General features: G+C 37.7%; 15 protein-coding genes and 1 pseudogene. 10 read left to right on the top strand and 6 right to left on the bottom strand.

Annotated elements, in window-relative coordinates:
- The first annotated feature begins 736 nt into the window (after nt 1-736).
- Nucleotides 737-1,945, top strand: coding sequence for a porin (locus CXF76_RS14090; RefSeq protein ID WP_101163992.1), 1,209 nt, complete (start codon nt 737-739; stop codon nt 1,943-1,945).
- Between the two features lie 90 nt (nt 1,946-2,035).
- On the opposite strand, the gene CXF76_RS20810 is transcribed toward CXF76_RS14090, so the two are convergent.
- Together CXF76_RS20810 and CXF76_RS20865 are read right to left on the bottom strand one after the other, a co-directional pair.
- A complete protein-coding gene (locus CXF76_RS20810; RefSeq protein WP_024589389.1) occupies nt 2,036-2,266 on the bottom strand; it encodes a hypothetical protein in 231 nt (76 codons plus the stop codon).
- Between the two features lie 185 nt (nt 2,267-2,451).
- Nucleotides 2,452-2,583, bottom strand: a complete 132-nt coding sequence (locus CXF76_RS20865) for a hypothetical protein (RefSeq protein ID WP_263640614.1) — start codon at nt 2,581-2,583, stop codon at nt 2,452-2,454.
- Between the two features lie 11 nt (nt 2,584-2,594).
- On the opposite strand from CXF76_RS20865, the gene CXF76_RS14080 reads away from it, so the two are divergent.
- Nucleotides 2,595-2,822, top strand: coding sequence for a hypothetical protein (locus CXF76_RS14080; protein ID WP_232785128.1), 228 nt, complete (start codon nt 2,595-2,597; stop codon nt 2,820-2,822).
- 520 nt (nt 2,823-3,342) lie between these two features.
- Here the strand turns inward: CXF76_RS14080 and CXF76_RS14075 are convergent.
- The 3 genes from CXF76_RS14075 to CXF76_RS14065 all read right to left on the bottom strand — a co-directional run bounded on the left by CXF76_RS14075 (nt 3,343) and on the right by CXF76_RS14065 (nt 5,557).
- On the bottom strand, nt 3,343-4,224 hold the full coding sequence (locus tag CXF76_RS14075) for an alpha/beta hydrolase (protein WP_024607191.1): 882 nt from the start codon (nt 4,222-4,224) through the stop codon (nt 3,343-3,345).
- A gap of 30 nt (nt 4,225-4,254) precedes the next feature.
- Nucleotides 4,255-4,803 carry a MarC family protein gene (locus tag CXF76_RS14070; RefSeq protein ID WP_232785127.1) on the bottom strand — a complete coding sequence of 183 codons (549 nt, stop codon included), beginning with the start codon at nt 4,801-4,803 and terminating at the stop codon, nt 4,255-4,257.
- A gap of 271 nt (nt 4,804-5,074) precedes the next feature.
- A complete protein-coding gene (locus CXF76_RS14065; RefSeq protein WP_101163991.1) occupies nt 5,075-5,557 on the bottom strand; it encodes a GNAT family N-acetyltransferase in 483 nt (160 codons plus the stop codon).
- 107 nt (nt 5,558-5,664) lie between these two features.
- On the opposite strand from CXF76_RS14065, the gene CXF76_RS14060 reads away from it, so the two are divergent.
- Nucleotides 5,665-5,871 carry a hypothetical protein gene (locus CXF76_RS14060; protein ID WP_024589393.1) on the top strand — a complete coding sequence of 69 codons (207 nt, stop codon included), beginning with the start codon at nt 5,665-5,667 and terminating at the stop codon, nt 5,869-5,871.
- A gap of 82 nt (nt 5,872-5,953) precedes the next feature.
- Here CXF76_RS14060 and CXF76_RS14055 read toward each other — a convergent pair whose 3' ends face one another.
- On the bottom strand, nt 5,954-6,508 hold the full coding sequence (locus CXF76_RS14055; RefSeq protein ID WP_024589394.1) for a cytochrome b: 555 nt from the start codon (nt 6,506-6,508) through the stop codon (nt 5,954-5,956).
- 201 nt (nt 6,509-6,709) lie between these two features.
- Between CXF76_RS14055 and msrA the strand changes: the two genes are divergently transcribed.
- The 7 genes and pseudogenes from msrA to CXF76_RS14020 all read left to right on the top strand — a co-directional run bounded on the left by msrA (nt 6,710) and on the right by CXF76_RS14020 (nt 13,979).
- Complete coding sequence (gene msrA / locus CXF76_RS14050; RefSeq protein WP_024589395.1) at nt 6,710-7,309, top strand: peptide-methionine (S)-S-oxide reductase MsrA; 600 nt, start codon at nt 6,710-6,712, stop codon at nt 7,307-7,309.
- A 227-nt stretch (nt 7,310-7,536) separates the two neighbouring features.
- Nucleotides 7,537-8,447: pseudogene (locus CXF76_RS14045) on the top strand (2OG-Fe(II) oxygenase).
- A gap of 334 nt (nt 8,448-8,781) precedes the next feature.
- On the top strand, nt 8,782-10,044 hold the full coding sequence (locus CXF76_RS14040) for a hypothetical protein (RefSeq protein ID WP_101163990.1): 1,263 nt from the start codon (nt 8,782-8,784) through the stop codon (nt 10,042-10,044).
- 2 nt (nt 10,045-10,046) lie between these two features.
- Nucleotides 10,047-10,493 carry a hypothetical protein gene (locus CXF76_RS14035; protein WP_101163989.1) on the top strand — a complete coding sequence of 149 codons (447 nt, stop codon included), beginning with the start codon at nt 10,047-10,049 and terminating at the stop codon, nt 10,491-10,493.
- The gene (locus tag CXF76_RS14030) at nt 10,480-12,108 is read left to right on the top strand and encodes a sensor domain-containing diguanylate cyclase (protein WP_101163988.1); all 1,629 of its coding nucleotides are present in this window, start codon (nt 10,480-10,482) and stop codon (nt 12,106-12,108) included. Before CXF76_RS14035 ends, CXF76_RS14030 begins: the two co-directional genes overlap by 14 nt.
- Before the next feature lie 162 nt (nt 12,109-12,270).
- On the top strand, nt 12,271-12,972 hold the full coding sequence (locus CXF76_RS14025; RefSeq protein ID WP_024593761.1) for a metal-dependent hydrolase: 702 nt from the start codon (nt 12,271-12,273) through the stop codon (nt 12,970-12,972).
- Nucleotides 12,973-13,376: 404 nt separating this feature from the next.
- Nucleotides 13,377-13,979 carry a thiamine biosynthesis protein ThiC gene (locus CXF76_RS14020; protein WP_101163987.1) on the top strand — a complete coding sequence of 201 codons (603 nt, stop codon included), beginning with the start codon at nt 13,377-13,379 and terminating at the stop codon, nt 13,977-13,979.
- Nucleotides 13,980-14,247 lie beyond the last annotated feature (268 nt).

Below are 14,247 nucleotides of genomic sequence, written 5' to 3'. Positions count from 1 at the left end.
ATTGTTATTCAACTTAGATAAATTAAAATTCATAAATACATTCATAATAAACCGATATGAGCGTTTAGAAATTGGTATATATATTAGGGTCTGTTGATCTTTTAAGGTTAAATTTTCAGCAGTCTGTTTGGTATTAAGGCAAGGCAGAGTCTATGTAGTGTGGTTATTCCCCATAAATGGGCGATAACGTAGCATTAATGCCAAACAGGCGCTGCCCAAAGGGGTCTTCCTAGGGGCTATTTACTCTTTGTTGCTCGGTTTTTACTTAGCCCACTAGGTTACAAACCTCGCGCCGCGATTAAATAGCCCCTAGTTTGAACAAATTTTAATCCGCAAAGATCAACAGACCCTAGAGTAAAAACACTTTTAACGTGTTTGTGTGTTTACTTAACTCATTTTTGTACAACCTATAACAATAAAAAGTTATATTTATGAAAATAAAGCACTTTTAGAGCTTTTGCACTAGTCGCTATTTTTTAATCAAGATGAAATTAATTCAAATTAGAATTTTAACACACCACTTATTACCAATCCTTTTTACCTACAAAACAACTAAAAAAACAAACCTCAGCAACACCTGAAAAGCAAAATTAACCTCGAGTGAATGTCAATTAAGTTTGCCGTCCAATTTTGTTGATTTTTTTTCACTTTTGAGCCGTTTATTGCTTTGTTAATCTTCGAACCTGAATTTTTACCTACGTAAAAACACTGAAATTTACACAGGGCAACACACAAGATGAGCAAAAAATTAGCGACACTGATTAGCGCAAGTATTGTATTAGCACCCGCTGTTTCGGCGGTAGAGTTATACAAAGATGATAAAAACACTCTAAAAGTAGGTGGATACCTTGATGTGCGTGTAATTAACACACAAAACGAAACCGAAGTTGTTAACGGTACTTCGCGCATTAACTTTGGATTTACCCGAAAACTCAAGAAAGACTGGACTGCCCTTGCACTCGTAGAATGGGGTGTAAACCCTGTAGGCAGTAGCGATATAATTTATAACAATCGTTTTGAGTCAATTCAGGACGAGTTTTTGTATAACCGTTTAGGTTACGCAGGCCTTTCACACGAAAAGTATGGTCAACTTACCATTGGTAAACAATGGGGTGCATGGTACGACGTAGTTTATGGCACAAATAATAGCTTTGTATGGGATGGTAATGCAGCTGGCGTTTACACCTATAACAAAGACGATGGCGCTGTAAATGGCACTGGCCGTGGTGATAAGTTAGTGCAGTACCGCAATAGCTATAACGATTTTAGTTTTGCAGTACAAGCGCAGCTTAAAAACAGCGAATTTTATACCTGTGACGTAAGCGATATTTCAGAAGAAGAATGCGAAACGCTATGGAACTCTGGCGATAGTGCAGCCCAAGAAGTTGAATTTAACTACACATTTGGTGCATCTGTAACATATACCCCTACAGATATGCTCACGCTTACAGCGGGCATTAACCGTGGCGAGTTTGATTTAACGTTTGGCGATGGTTCTACTCGCAATGTTGAAGATTTAATTTACGGTGCAGGCATTATGTGGGGCAACATTGATAAGCCAGGCCTTTACGTTGCTGCCAACATAAATAAAAACAAAAACCACGACACAGATAATATTGGTCGCTTAATTAAAGACGCAATAGGTATAGAAACATTTGCATCTTACCGCTTTGATAACGATTTTCGCCCTTTTATTGCCTACAACGTGTTTGATGCCGGTGATGACTACGTAATTCAGCCAAACTTTAACGCCGATCCAGACGATGTATTTAAGCGTCAGTTTGCTGTTATTGGCCTTCACTACTTAATTGACGAAGACACTATTGCCTACGTAGAAGCGCGTAAAGACTTTAGCTACTTTGAAAGTGATAACGACGATCAACAAGCACAAATGGAGCAGTCGGAAGATGACGGTATAGCATTTGGTTTTAGATATAAGTTCTAAATATAAGCTCTAAATATAAGTTTAAAAACGACTACAACTTCCCTAAGCACAACCCTTTTAGCCCTTTTAACTTTTTTAACTGGGCTTTTTTTATTCCGCCATACTTTTTTCAATACTCAATTCTGCATTTAAGGCTATTTCAACAAATGTATTAACAGCCGCATTAGTATCTGCTTTTTTAATTTGTAATAGCACCGGGATTTGCGTGAGTACGTCGCTCAGTTTTATAAAATGGCACCCTTCACTATATAATTTACGTACGCAATAAGGCGCAATTGCCACACCAAAGCCAGCAGCCACTTCGGTCACTAATGTTTGCATTGCAAAATGGTTTCATCAAAAAGACCAAGTGCTTCCTCTCTATTAAAAATAATAAATGGCTCATTTTTTAGTTTAGCTAAATCAATATTTTTATAATTTGCCAGCGCATGATTTTGATCAACGATGGCCTCCAATGAATCTACATAAATAGTATGACTTACAAATTCATCATTAATTGAATCAGGTCAAGGCCGTGAAAAACCCACATAAATTAAATCGTTTTTAAACGCATGTATTTGCTCAGTTGCAGTCATTTCAAACAATGTAACGTGCACGCTTGGGTATTGCTGTTTATATTCTCGAACCAGTGCTGCCATAAAGGTTAAACATGCCGAGCTTAAGTGCGCCTTTAAACCATATGACGGTAGAGCTCAGCTATGTGAAAGTACGTGGCCGTAACTTATCGTACTTTACGATGGCTGTATTCTCGGGTCAGTTTTTTACCTCATTTATGCAGTACATACCTGGTGGTGAAAAAAACGTATTTATAATTTGTAGCGTTTCAGCATTTATAATTGCACTGGTATTGTTTTTTAAACCGACCAAAACAAAGTAGTCGTAATTTACAAAAGAGCATTTTTATAAATGCTCTTTTTACCTAAACCTCCCGCTTTATTATTTGCACTACCTTACTGATTACTTTTTACTAATTTGACTCTATTGCTAAGTTTAGCTTTATAATAAAACTTAGTATGATGTGTTCTTTCACTATAAAGCCACCAGCTAATTTATATTAATTGCATTAAGAGTGTAAAAAGGTGGTGAAACTATATTGAAATTAAAAAGTACTTACACTGTTTATTGCTGATCACAAAGGCGTAAGGCTGATTAAAAGCAGTAACAAATAGGTGTGATATATGCTCATAGGTACTGACTGCATTCTAACTCAATAGCTACGTACTGTATATAAACACAGTACGTGTATTTGCTGTCAAAAATAATTTAAACCAACTTCCCTTTGTAAGTCGTTAATAATATTGAACTAAGTAAAGTGCTATGAAGCTGATTCGTTATCATAAATAGATAAAACAGCGGTAACTGTATATGCATACAGTTACCGCTAAAACCTATCTAACCTACTTTTTAATAAACGCACTATAACCAGCTAATGCCTTTGATACACTAAGTGGTGGATTATCTGAATGCTCAGCACCTTCGTTTATAGCGCTTTGCCACACAAGGTTATTATTAGGGTTTGCTGTTAAAGCAGACTCTAAATTATCAAACGCTTTTAACATTAACGGATGCTCTGCCCCACCCACCGAAAGATATAAATAAGTAGGCGCCTTAACTTTGTTAGCTTGAGTAGTTAAAAACGCTTCTACATTATTAACCACTGTCATGTCGTCATACCAAGCCGCTGGGCTAAATGCAAAGTAGCCATTAAACAGTTCAGGCCTTGTATGCAGTGTATAAAGTACAAAGCTACCACCTGCCGAAAAACCACTTAATACACGATTATTACTAAGCTTATATTTTGCCGATAAATACGGGAATAACTCAGTTTCAATAAACGCTAAAAACTTGTCGGCTTCACCATTAGGCTCTATAAGTGTTTCGCCCTCTGGGCGCGCTTGTGTATTTACATCTTGGCGAGCATAAGGAGGCACTAAATCGCGATTACGTGTATCTGTAAAAAACAAATTAGGAATAGACACCAATATAGCCTTATCCCCTTTTTCGCTCTTAGCTTGTTTTGTAAGTGCTTTATCCCATGTATCTAAATTAAAGTTACCATCGGTTTTAATAATTAACGGATACGCTTTTTTAGGATTGTAATTAGCGGGTAATCTTATAAACACCTTGCGCGACTCATTAAGCACGCTTGAGTTAATTGTTACATCTGTATAGGCCGATACATAATGGTTGTAATAGCGTATGGCTAAAATACCGATAGCAAAAATTACTACGGCTAAACTTAAATTAATAAAATAGTGTTTTGTTATTTTTATTGCCATGCGGCATTCCTTTAAATGTTTAGGAGTTATTTAATCGAGCTTAACCCATTGTTTTATTTCAAGCGCGGTCATAATAAGCTCAACCGAAAACGCGGCTAAAATCATCCCCATTACACGCGTTAAAATAGACGCGCCGCCAGTACCAATAAGCTTAATTATTTTACCCGAAAGCAGCAACAGTATTAGTGTAATACCCAACACAGCAAGTGTAACAAGCGCTGTGCCTATTTGAGTGGTAATTGGGTGTATGTGGTTGTCGGTAAGTAGTATCACCGCCAAAATAGCGCCAGGGGTCGCAGTTGCTGGTATAGCTAGCGGAAAGACCGCAATATCGTGTTCGGGGTCTTGTTTAGCTTTGTTAGAATCGTTTCCAAATATCATTTGCAGGCCAAACAAAAACAATATAATTCCGCCCCCTAATTGAAACGACACCAACCTAATTCCCATCGCATTAAGTATTAGCTGCCCTATTAAAATAGAACCCAATAGTACGCAACCAGCGTAAAGCACCGTTTTAAAGGCTGTTTTACGACGTTGTTGATCTGTTAAATGAGAAGTAAGCGCAGCAAACAGCGCCATAGTGCCTATTGGGTCAATGGTTGCGCAGCAAACAGCGCCATAGTGCCTATTGGGTCAATGGTTGCCCAAATAACAAGCGCATCTTGAGATAGTTTTTCTAGCATATAAAATCCTTGTTAAGCGTAAATATTTAATAAAACACGGGTAACAAATTCATTTGCTTACGCTTAACTATAATAGAAAGCCGTTATTTTTTGTATTTAATTTACACTTGGAGGCGTTGACCTTTCAGGATTGAAAAAAGATAAGCACTTATAATTGCCGTCTTTCGTTAAAGTGATTTATGCCAAATAGAATTTTCTCTTAAGCTAAAACCTAACTTAATAAGTAAATTATGGGAACGTGCATTGTGTGCACTCACCTCAGCCGATACATGTTTAAGCGGAATATCCTTAAGTAGCGCTTCAATAAAACCAGTGACTACTTCAAACATTACGCCTTTATCCCAAAAGTCGGAGTGCAGCTCAAATCCTATAAACGCACTACTTTTACACGGCGTTAAATTATAAAGCCCACAAGTACCCATTAACTTTCCAGATGTATTATGTTCAATTGCAACTCTAATCACTTCGCCTTCGTAATAGGCACTAATATCATCTTGTATTAATTGTTTGATTTGTGTTTTGCTGAGCGGTGTTTCGTAGTCGTTAAATTCTGACACATGCGGGTGGTTTAAAATATTAAATAAACACGCAGCGTGTTTGTGGGTAATTAAACGCAGCGTAACGCGTTCAAGCTTTGTGGTATTAAACATTTTATTTAAGTGGTTAGTTAAATTAGCTCTTTATGGGCAGGCATTATTAACTTACCATACCCCATTAACAAGCATTATCTTTAAAGCAAAAAGAGTAAGAGAACGTAATGAGTGACGATTTTCAAGTAATACAACCCACTACCACAGTATATTGCCCAAAGCGCGGCGAAGGCTGGACCTTAACAGGCATTACTAATATTAACGAGTTTACCTCAGTAATGTTTGACGGCACACGCTATACACTTCCAGCACGCGAAATAGTAGAAGAACTTTTACCAAATCAGTTAGCCCGTGAAGCACAAAACCAACAATAAACTTTGTTAACCGCCAAATCTAAATTACAAAAAGGGCTTTATACATAATATAAAGCCCTTTTTGAGTTTACCTAGCGCTAGGCTATTTACTTTTTTCAAATAGCATACGCTTAAACGTGTTATCGCCCACTACATAATGATGAAACAAAGCGGCTGCGGCATGTAAGCCAATTAAGTAATAACCAACAACGCCAGCGGTTTCATGTATTTCTTTTATTTGTTTTGCTAAATCACTATTTTTTGCCACCAATGCAGGTAACTCTAAGCCAAAAAATGGGATAGGCTTGCCCGCAAAACTTAAAATTAGCCAACCAGCTATTGGCATTGCAAGCATTAAAACATATAGACCCAAATGCATTATTTTAGCTACCGTTTCTTGCCAATTTGGTGGCGTTGGTGTTATGAGTGGTTTTGGACCACTTTTAAAACGTACGACTAAACGAATACACACAATAAATAATACCGACAGCCCAAGCATAAAATGCCACATTTTAAATGCTTCACGTGTATCGGTGCCTTTATCAAAAAATACTCGTAACTCTATACAAGCATATACGGCTATCATTAGTAGTAACATGAGCCAATGCAGCGCAATCGAAAGTTTGTTGTAATGATCAGTCGTGTTTTTTAAATTCATAATGCCTCAACTTATTAGCTGCATACAAAGCAGTTTATATGTGTATTTTTACACGAGTACGCCCAGCTTGTAGAAATAATATTGCTATTTAATGATCTAAAACATATTTATCCCACTAAAAATTGAAATACCTTTTATTAATTAAAGGTCTACTAGCTGTACATAACTGTTTATACATTCATCATATTGATGCGAGATTTTATGAAAAAATTATTAGTTCTAGTTTTAACTTCATCTGTTTTGTTTTATGCGTCACTTGCTCATGCAGATAAAACCGAAAAAGCCGTTTTAGCTGGAGGTTGTTTTTGGTGTATGGAAAGTGACTTTGAAAAGCTAGAAGGCGTAACCGATGTAATATCGGGCTTTACTGGCGGCAAACTTAAAAACCCTACCTATAATGGTAATCATAAAGGCCATTACGAGGCTGTAGAAATTACTTACGACCCAGCCATAGTAAGCTATCAAGGTATACTTGATCATTACTGGGTAAATATTGATCCTTTTGATGCCAGAGGCCAATTTTGCGATAAAGGCCCTAGTTACTTAAGCGCTATTTTTGTAGAAAACGACGAACAACGTAAATTAGCTGAAAAAACAAAAGCAGCAGTAGTAGCCGAGTTTCCTAATCAAACTGTGGTTACACCTATACTAAACGCAAGTACCTTTTACCCTATTAAAGGGAGGGAAAGCTTTCACCAAGATTATTACAAAAACAACCCAATCCGATACAACACTTATCGTTGGCGTTGTGGTCGCGACAGCCGCCTAGAAGATATTTGGGGCGAAAGAGCAACTCACTAGTATTTATAAAGCAACTTAAATTACACAAACAAAAGGCTGCATATTGTGCAGCCTTTTACTTATCTACAAAGCTAGCTTTCTCTGCTTCAAATAAGTATACAAACCTTCATTATCAATAAATAGTATATTCTGTTTCCTAAAGCAGGCTGTTTATCTACTAAATCAAATGCAATAAATTGCACTCCTAGATTGATATAAACCAAATTCAACAACTGGAGTTACACAAAATGTTTGCCAATCAATTACAGCTAGCGCGTGCTCTAGAGTTACCTACACGACAAGCCATGCTTTACCGTGAACCAGCAGTACAAGACTTTTGGAATAGCAACACCGACCTAATTACAAACGCGTGGAGCGAATGGGAAACAACATCAATAGATAGCTCAACGTTTACGTTAGGCGACTCACTACTTGATAAAAACCTACGCCAAGCAGTAAAGCAAGCATGGGAAGATCCATCAAAAGAGCTGGCCGTAAAAGCGTTATTACACGAAGTAGCGCCTGATGTATTTCAATTTCAATTTTTTGATCCAGAGCGCCTAGCGGTTTTACGCGGATATTTAGAACAAGTATGGAATTCGCAAATTCCTATGCGTCCACCATACGGCATAGTGTTAAATCGCCGTGGTGCAATGCTTGATAGTCGATCAGAAGGTTATTTAGCCGCGCCAAGCTTTCAAGCATTTTATAACGAAATACTAAACACTTATATGCGCCCTATTTCACGTATGCTGTTCCCGGAAGTTATGGGGTTTGATACACAAACATTTGGTTTTTCTATTTATTATGAGCCAAACACAGATTCGTCAATTCGCCCACATACAGATGCATCGGCCGTAACGCTTAATATTAACTTAAACTTACCAGGGGAAGAGTTTACAGGGTCAGAAGTTGACTTTTATCACCCGTACACAGGTGACATTAAATCACTTACCTTTAAGCCCGGCACTGCCATGTTACATCGTGACAATATTGCACACGCAGCCAAGCCTATTACCAGTGGCGAACTAACTTTGTATTGTGGTTGTATGGGGAGCGCGGTCGATTACCAGCACAAGGTGCACCACGCATTCCTATTGATGCTAAACAGCGCTGGACTAACCCAAATAAACCAAATGATGGCTATGCACCATTTTAAATAAGCGCTTTTAAAGTTTTAAGTCAAAAGGCTGCCTAATTTAAGCAGCCTTATAAAAATAAAGCTCATCCAGTAACCAACACGTTTTAAGTTTGGTAATATCAAAAAACCGCCCTATTCATAATCTATATTGTCGTCACTTATAACAATAGATAACACAAATTTTCCATCTTGCTTTTCCTATGGCCCAGTACTTCGCTTAACAAAGTACAAAATTTAGGGGGTGTGTCATGTTTTTTTGTATTTAATTCATAAAGCACTGTAATGCTTAAGTTGGTAATTTAATAAACTGTGCTATCTTTTTATTATCTATATCATAAAAATAAGCGCTAACATGTTGTTCCGAGGTACAATTGCCATAGCTATATTGGTAATTTCTGCTGCTAGTAAAAGCTATGCAAATGAAATAGACGTGCAATTTAGCGGTTTTGCATCCTTAACACTCAGTTACACTGACGATTCAGATATCGCCTTTGCATCTAATTATTTAAACGAAAACGATACAGGCTTTTCAGCAACGCGTGATTCAATTTTAGGTGGGCAAGCTAATATATCGCTCTCAAAAAATTGGGACTCTGTGGTTCAAGTAGTAGTACAAGATCACACCTTCAAAAGCCTTGATAATTTTTTAGAGCTCGCCTTTGTACGTTACCGCCCCTCGCGCCATTGGGCTATCCGTGCTGGCCGGCTAAATAGCGATCTTTACTTACTCTCTGAATATCCTTATGTAGGATACGCCTACTTATGGATACGTCCTCCTCACGAATACTACTCTTTTGCAAACATTGCAGGAAATTACGACGGTGTGGATGTTGAATACAGTAAAGCCATTGATGAAGGATTTTTACGCTTAAAGCTCGCATACGGAAGCTCTACAGCAAAGTTAAAAGCCTATAATGACGACTTTTTTATTGATTTTGATAATTTAACCACCTTTAGTGCAACCTATTCACTAGACGCATGGACCGCACGTTTCTCTTTATCTAAATCTGATTTTGGTGACTATACGCTAACCTCATTGGATGATTTTTTAGCCTTACTAGACGCAGTACCACAAAGTATATGGCCACAAGCACAAACGATATCTAACAAATTTAATACCAAAGGCCACAGTATAGAATACGCGGCTTTTGGACTTACCTACGATCATAATAATTGGCTTATTCAATCTGAAGTAGGTATTTCAGAATCCGATTGGATAATAGCTCCATCAGTATTCAGTACTTATATTAGCGCTGGTTATAGGGTAAACAATGCAATATTTTACACTAGCTTTTCAGCAGCAAAAAATCGTCACGATGTTATACAAGTAAACGAACCTGTTTTTTCACCAGGCATACCCGATCAAATTTCAGAGCCAATACAACAGCTAGCACTTGCAACACAGGCTGCTATTAAGGTGCCTTATGTTCATCAGCATTCAATTAATATAGGTGTAAAGTGGCAGCTATCAGAGCGATTAGCGCTAAAAGCTCAACTAGACCGCTTTGATATAAAGCCCGAAGGCGCTGGTTTATGGAGTCTTAGTAATCCTGCCGATGTAGACAAAGGCCACAAAGTACATATGCTAAGTTTGAACGCTAGTATGGTATTTTAACAATGATGAGCTATCGTAACTCACTCCTTTATGTGTTGCTGCCGCTATGCCTGCTGCTTGTTAGTGTTAATACCAAATCTGCAGAGTTTGTAGTGGTCGTAAATAAAAACAATACAATTAACGCTTTATCCAAACGCGAAGTTATTGATATTTATATGGGTCGCTATTTAACGTTTCCTGATGGTGAAACCTCTAAGCCACTTGATTTACCGGCGCAATCAACATTAAAAAATGATTTTTACCTGCAACTGGTCAATAAAAATGAGCAAAAAATTAATGCTTATTGGGCAAGGTTATTATTTTCAGGACGCGCAAAGCCCCCATCACCGTCAACATCCGTTGAAGATGCGTTAAACAAAATAGCTGCATCACAATTTGCAATTGGCTATATTCCTCAATCGCAAGTTACAGACGCAGTAAAAGTGGTATACACATTTGATAAAAATTAGCCAAGCACTCTACGTACGCGTTGCTCTATCAATCGCAATTGTCGCTATTGTAGTTACGTTAGTATCGTCAACACTTTCTTATTACTCGGGTTTTAAAGAAAAGAAAAACACCAATTACCTACTCGTGCAGCAGTTAGCTCAAACAATGGGAAAAACAGCCGCCATAGCCGCCTACCTAAACGACCGTGAATTAAGCCAAGAAATTATTAATGGCTTGCTAAGTAATGATCTAGTGCAAGGCGCAAGCTTAGAAGGAGAAGTAAACCCAAAAGGAGAAATGGATTTATTTATTGCAAGTGGCTCTACTAACAAGAAAAAAGAAGCTGTTTTAATTAAATTAGTTCACCCCTTTATAGAAGACACTTTTATAGGTGTACTGGCCATATACCCCGACGATAACTTTATTGAACAACAAGCACAGTCATCACTTATAAAAGAATTTATTTTAATGCTGATTCAATCAATCGTCATCGCTTTTTTTGTGTCGCTGGTTGTACGCAAATGGCTCACTCAGCCTATTCAAAACCTAACAGACAGCTTTGCGACAATTGATCCTACCAATCCCGAAACCATGACAATGCTAGAGTTTAAGCAAGGTAAGCGAGACGAAATAAGCAGGCTAACGCAAGGTATAAATGCCTTAATGCATGAGTTAAAGTTAACCATTAGTAATGAGCAATCCCTTCGTAAAAAAACTCAAGAACTAGAAGCTAAATTTAGACTTATTTTTGAACAAGCCAGCGCCGGCATTTGTTTATTAGATGACAAAAATATTATCACCACCTTTAATCCCGCGTTTAAACATTACTTTACTGTACCCGGCGAAGAAGAATTATCAACCTTGCACTTTCCTGCTCTGTTAAATAACGTTGATGAATTACAAAGCCTACTTGCAGATATTCGTTGTGATAAAAACCCGCCACAAGCGACCCTAGATATAGAGTGTAAAGTGGGCCATAAAACCATTTGGTTGCACTGCTTATTTGTTAGATTAACAGAGCAACGTGAAACAAAGCGAAGCGCTCATCAAGAACACTTCGTTGAAGTAATTTTACATGATGTAACTGAGCGCGCCGAACGCGAATTTCAAACCCGCTTTGAAGCCGATCACGACCCACTTACCGACTTACTTAATCGCCGAGCCGGTGAAAAACGCCTTAAAAAAGCGCTGCGCGAGTGCATTAAACACAATCAGCACCTAGTACTAATGATGATTGATTTAGATAAGTTTAAACCCATTAACGACAACTACGGCCACGAAGCCGGTGATAAAGTACTTATTGAAATAGCACACCGATTTAAAAAGCACTTTAACCAAGAAACCGACATATGCATCCGCCTAGGCGGTGACGAGTTTATAGTTGCAAGGCAGGTTAATACCTACAACAAAGCAGTCACGCGTGAGCAATCAATCGCTTTGCTAAATGAGCTACAACAAGACATTTATATTTCACAAAATAAAACATGCACCGTGGGTGCAAGCATTGGTATTGCAGTAGGCCCTAATGATGGTGATGAACTACTCGAATTAATGATCAATGGTGACAAAATGCTCTACCACGTAAAAGAAACAGGTCGAGGGCAAATTGCATTTTATGACGAGTTTAAAAAGTAAGAGGGTTAATTGAGCTCTTTCAACGCAGTTAGCACTAAAAATGGCTACTAGAGAGTGATTTATAAGCAGAGCCAAGGTTATTTAAGCCCAATTTTTAAAGAACATTGAACAATAAACTTTTCAATTGATAGAATGCCCTACTTTTTCCCATCAAGAGATACAATGGCAAACTTCAATACTCATCTTAATACTGCCGTAATCATCACAGGCTTAGCCTCAGCCACCTTATTATCTGCAGGACATATTGAATTAAAGGGCGCACTCTGGTTATGGTTTTTAGGCTCAATCGGCGGCTTATTACCAGATATAGATTCAGATAACTCAACATCACTCGATACTATTTTTAACTTATTCGCACTCAGCGCTGTATTACTGGTACTGCATTACATAACCACCGAGCTCATTATTGAAATTAGCTTTATCGAGTTAATCGTAGTGCCATTATTGGTTTACGGATTTATGAAATATATTATTAGACCAATTTTTGAATGGATCACAGTACATAGAGGTAGTTGCCACTCTTTACTATTTATACTGTTATGCGCGCTATTAACGACTCAAGTAACATGGAAACTGAATGACCAATCAACCACACAAGCAGCCGTTTTTGCCTGGTTAACGGGTGGGTTTATTTTATTAGGCGGATTAATTCATTTATTGCTTGATGAAATTTACAGTGTAGATTTAAGTAATGTCAGAATTAAACGCTCTTTTGGCACCGCTTTAAAAATAGCTGACTTTGATAATAAGTTAATTACGCTAGCTTCAATTATTGCCATTGCAGGTTTAATCTATGTTGCGCCCCCTACAGAACAAACTATCACAGCGTTAAGTGATTGGTCTCACTTTATATTTCTATCTTAACAAAGTAGGTTTTAAGCCTTTTTACAGCATTGCCTAACTACAATAAGTGGCTTTTACAAAGTCACTTATGTCCATTGCTAGAATACGTGTAAAATGCCCTCTTAGTAATCTAAAAGTTAATTCACAAAGAAAGTGTGAGACCCTGCGCTTTTAGAGGCATAAATGGCTTGAATCACAACGACTTTGCCGATTTAAGTTTTAATTAAAATCCGTAGCTTGAGCCTATTTGTTATTAATTATTACTTTTGTAGGTTTGAGTGAAATAATTAAATAGCTTTACCTGTCTTCTACTCAAGTATGAGAGCTATTACAGCTATTACAGCTATTACAGCTATTACAGCTATTACAGCTATTACAGCTATTACAGCTAAAAGCATTAAATATAAAATTATAAGAGGTACATAATGGAATTTACGAATAAACGAACCATGCTAATTACGGCATCTTTATTGTTGGTATTGGCGTTAACACAGGCTGTTTTTACTGCCCTTTACAGTGCAGAAATTAGTTTTTCAAGGCAGTATGCATGGGGACTAGAAGCCGTGGTTTTCACTTTACTTGTTGCCTTTGCGGGTTCTGCTATGGTGCAAGCAAAAAACTCTCAGCTAGGATGGTCGGCTATAACATTTAGCGCGATTCTTAACATTGTGCAGGTAAGCATTGGCCTTACTTTGTTTTCTACATTTGGAAAAGTAGCGGGTGCCGTAGAAGGCGCACAACCTTTAATTAGTGGCGTGGTTTCTTTGTCATTCATGATTTACTACGCAGCTAAATTATTATTGGGATTAGCAGCTCTTGTTTTTGGCCTGTCTTTTATAGCTAAAGGTGGCAAAGCGATTGGCGGCCTTACAGCCTTAGCTGGTGTGGTTGCCATGTTTGCCAATGCTATATTAATCATCTTTGGCCGTGATGGTTTTATGCCATCAGGTGTTGCTGGCGCTTCAGGCATGATTGCTACATTACTTTTAGCGATATGTTTAATAAGCCTTAACCGTAAACAAGACTGAGGCTTAATACCTTACAAGTAATGTGCTTACTTAAATGAGTTATAAACATCGGCGTGTATTAGAGTGCTAATTCGCCGATGTTTTACGTTTGAACTGATGCCAGACTAAACTATGCCAGACTAAACTAGACAGCCACTTTAGTGACTAAACTAGACAGCCACTTTAATTGAACAAACAAAACTATGCCAAAAAATTCGCTATTCAGATTAAGAATTTATCTTTTATAACTGGGTCACTTTATTTCATCCGTTAAATAAGTAATTAGCCC

This window comes from Pseudoalteromonas sp. 78C3, from assembly GCF_002836695.1.
In the GTDB taxonomy this organism is placed as follows: domain Bacteria; phylum Pseudomonadota; class Gammaproteobacteria; order Enterobacterales; family Alteromonadaceae; genus Pseudoalteromonas; species Pseudoalteromonas arctica.
The sequence above is the reverse complement of the archived record's forward strand: the minus strand, read 5'-3'. Positions and strand labels throughout refer to the sequence as shown.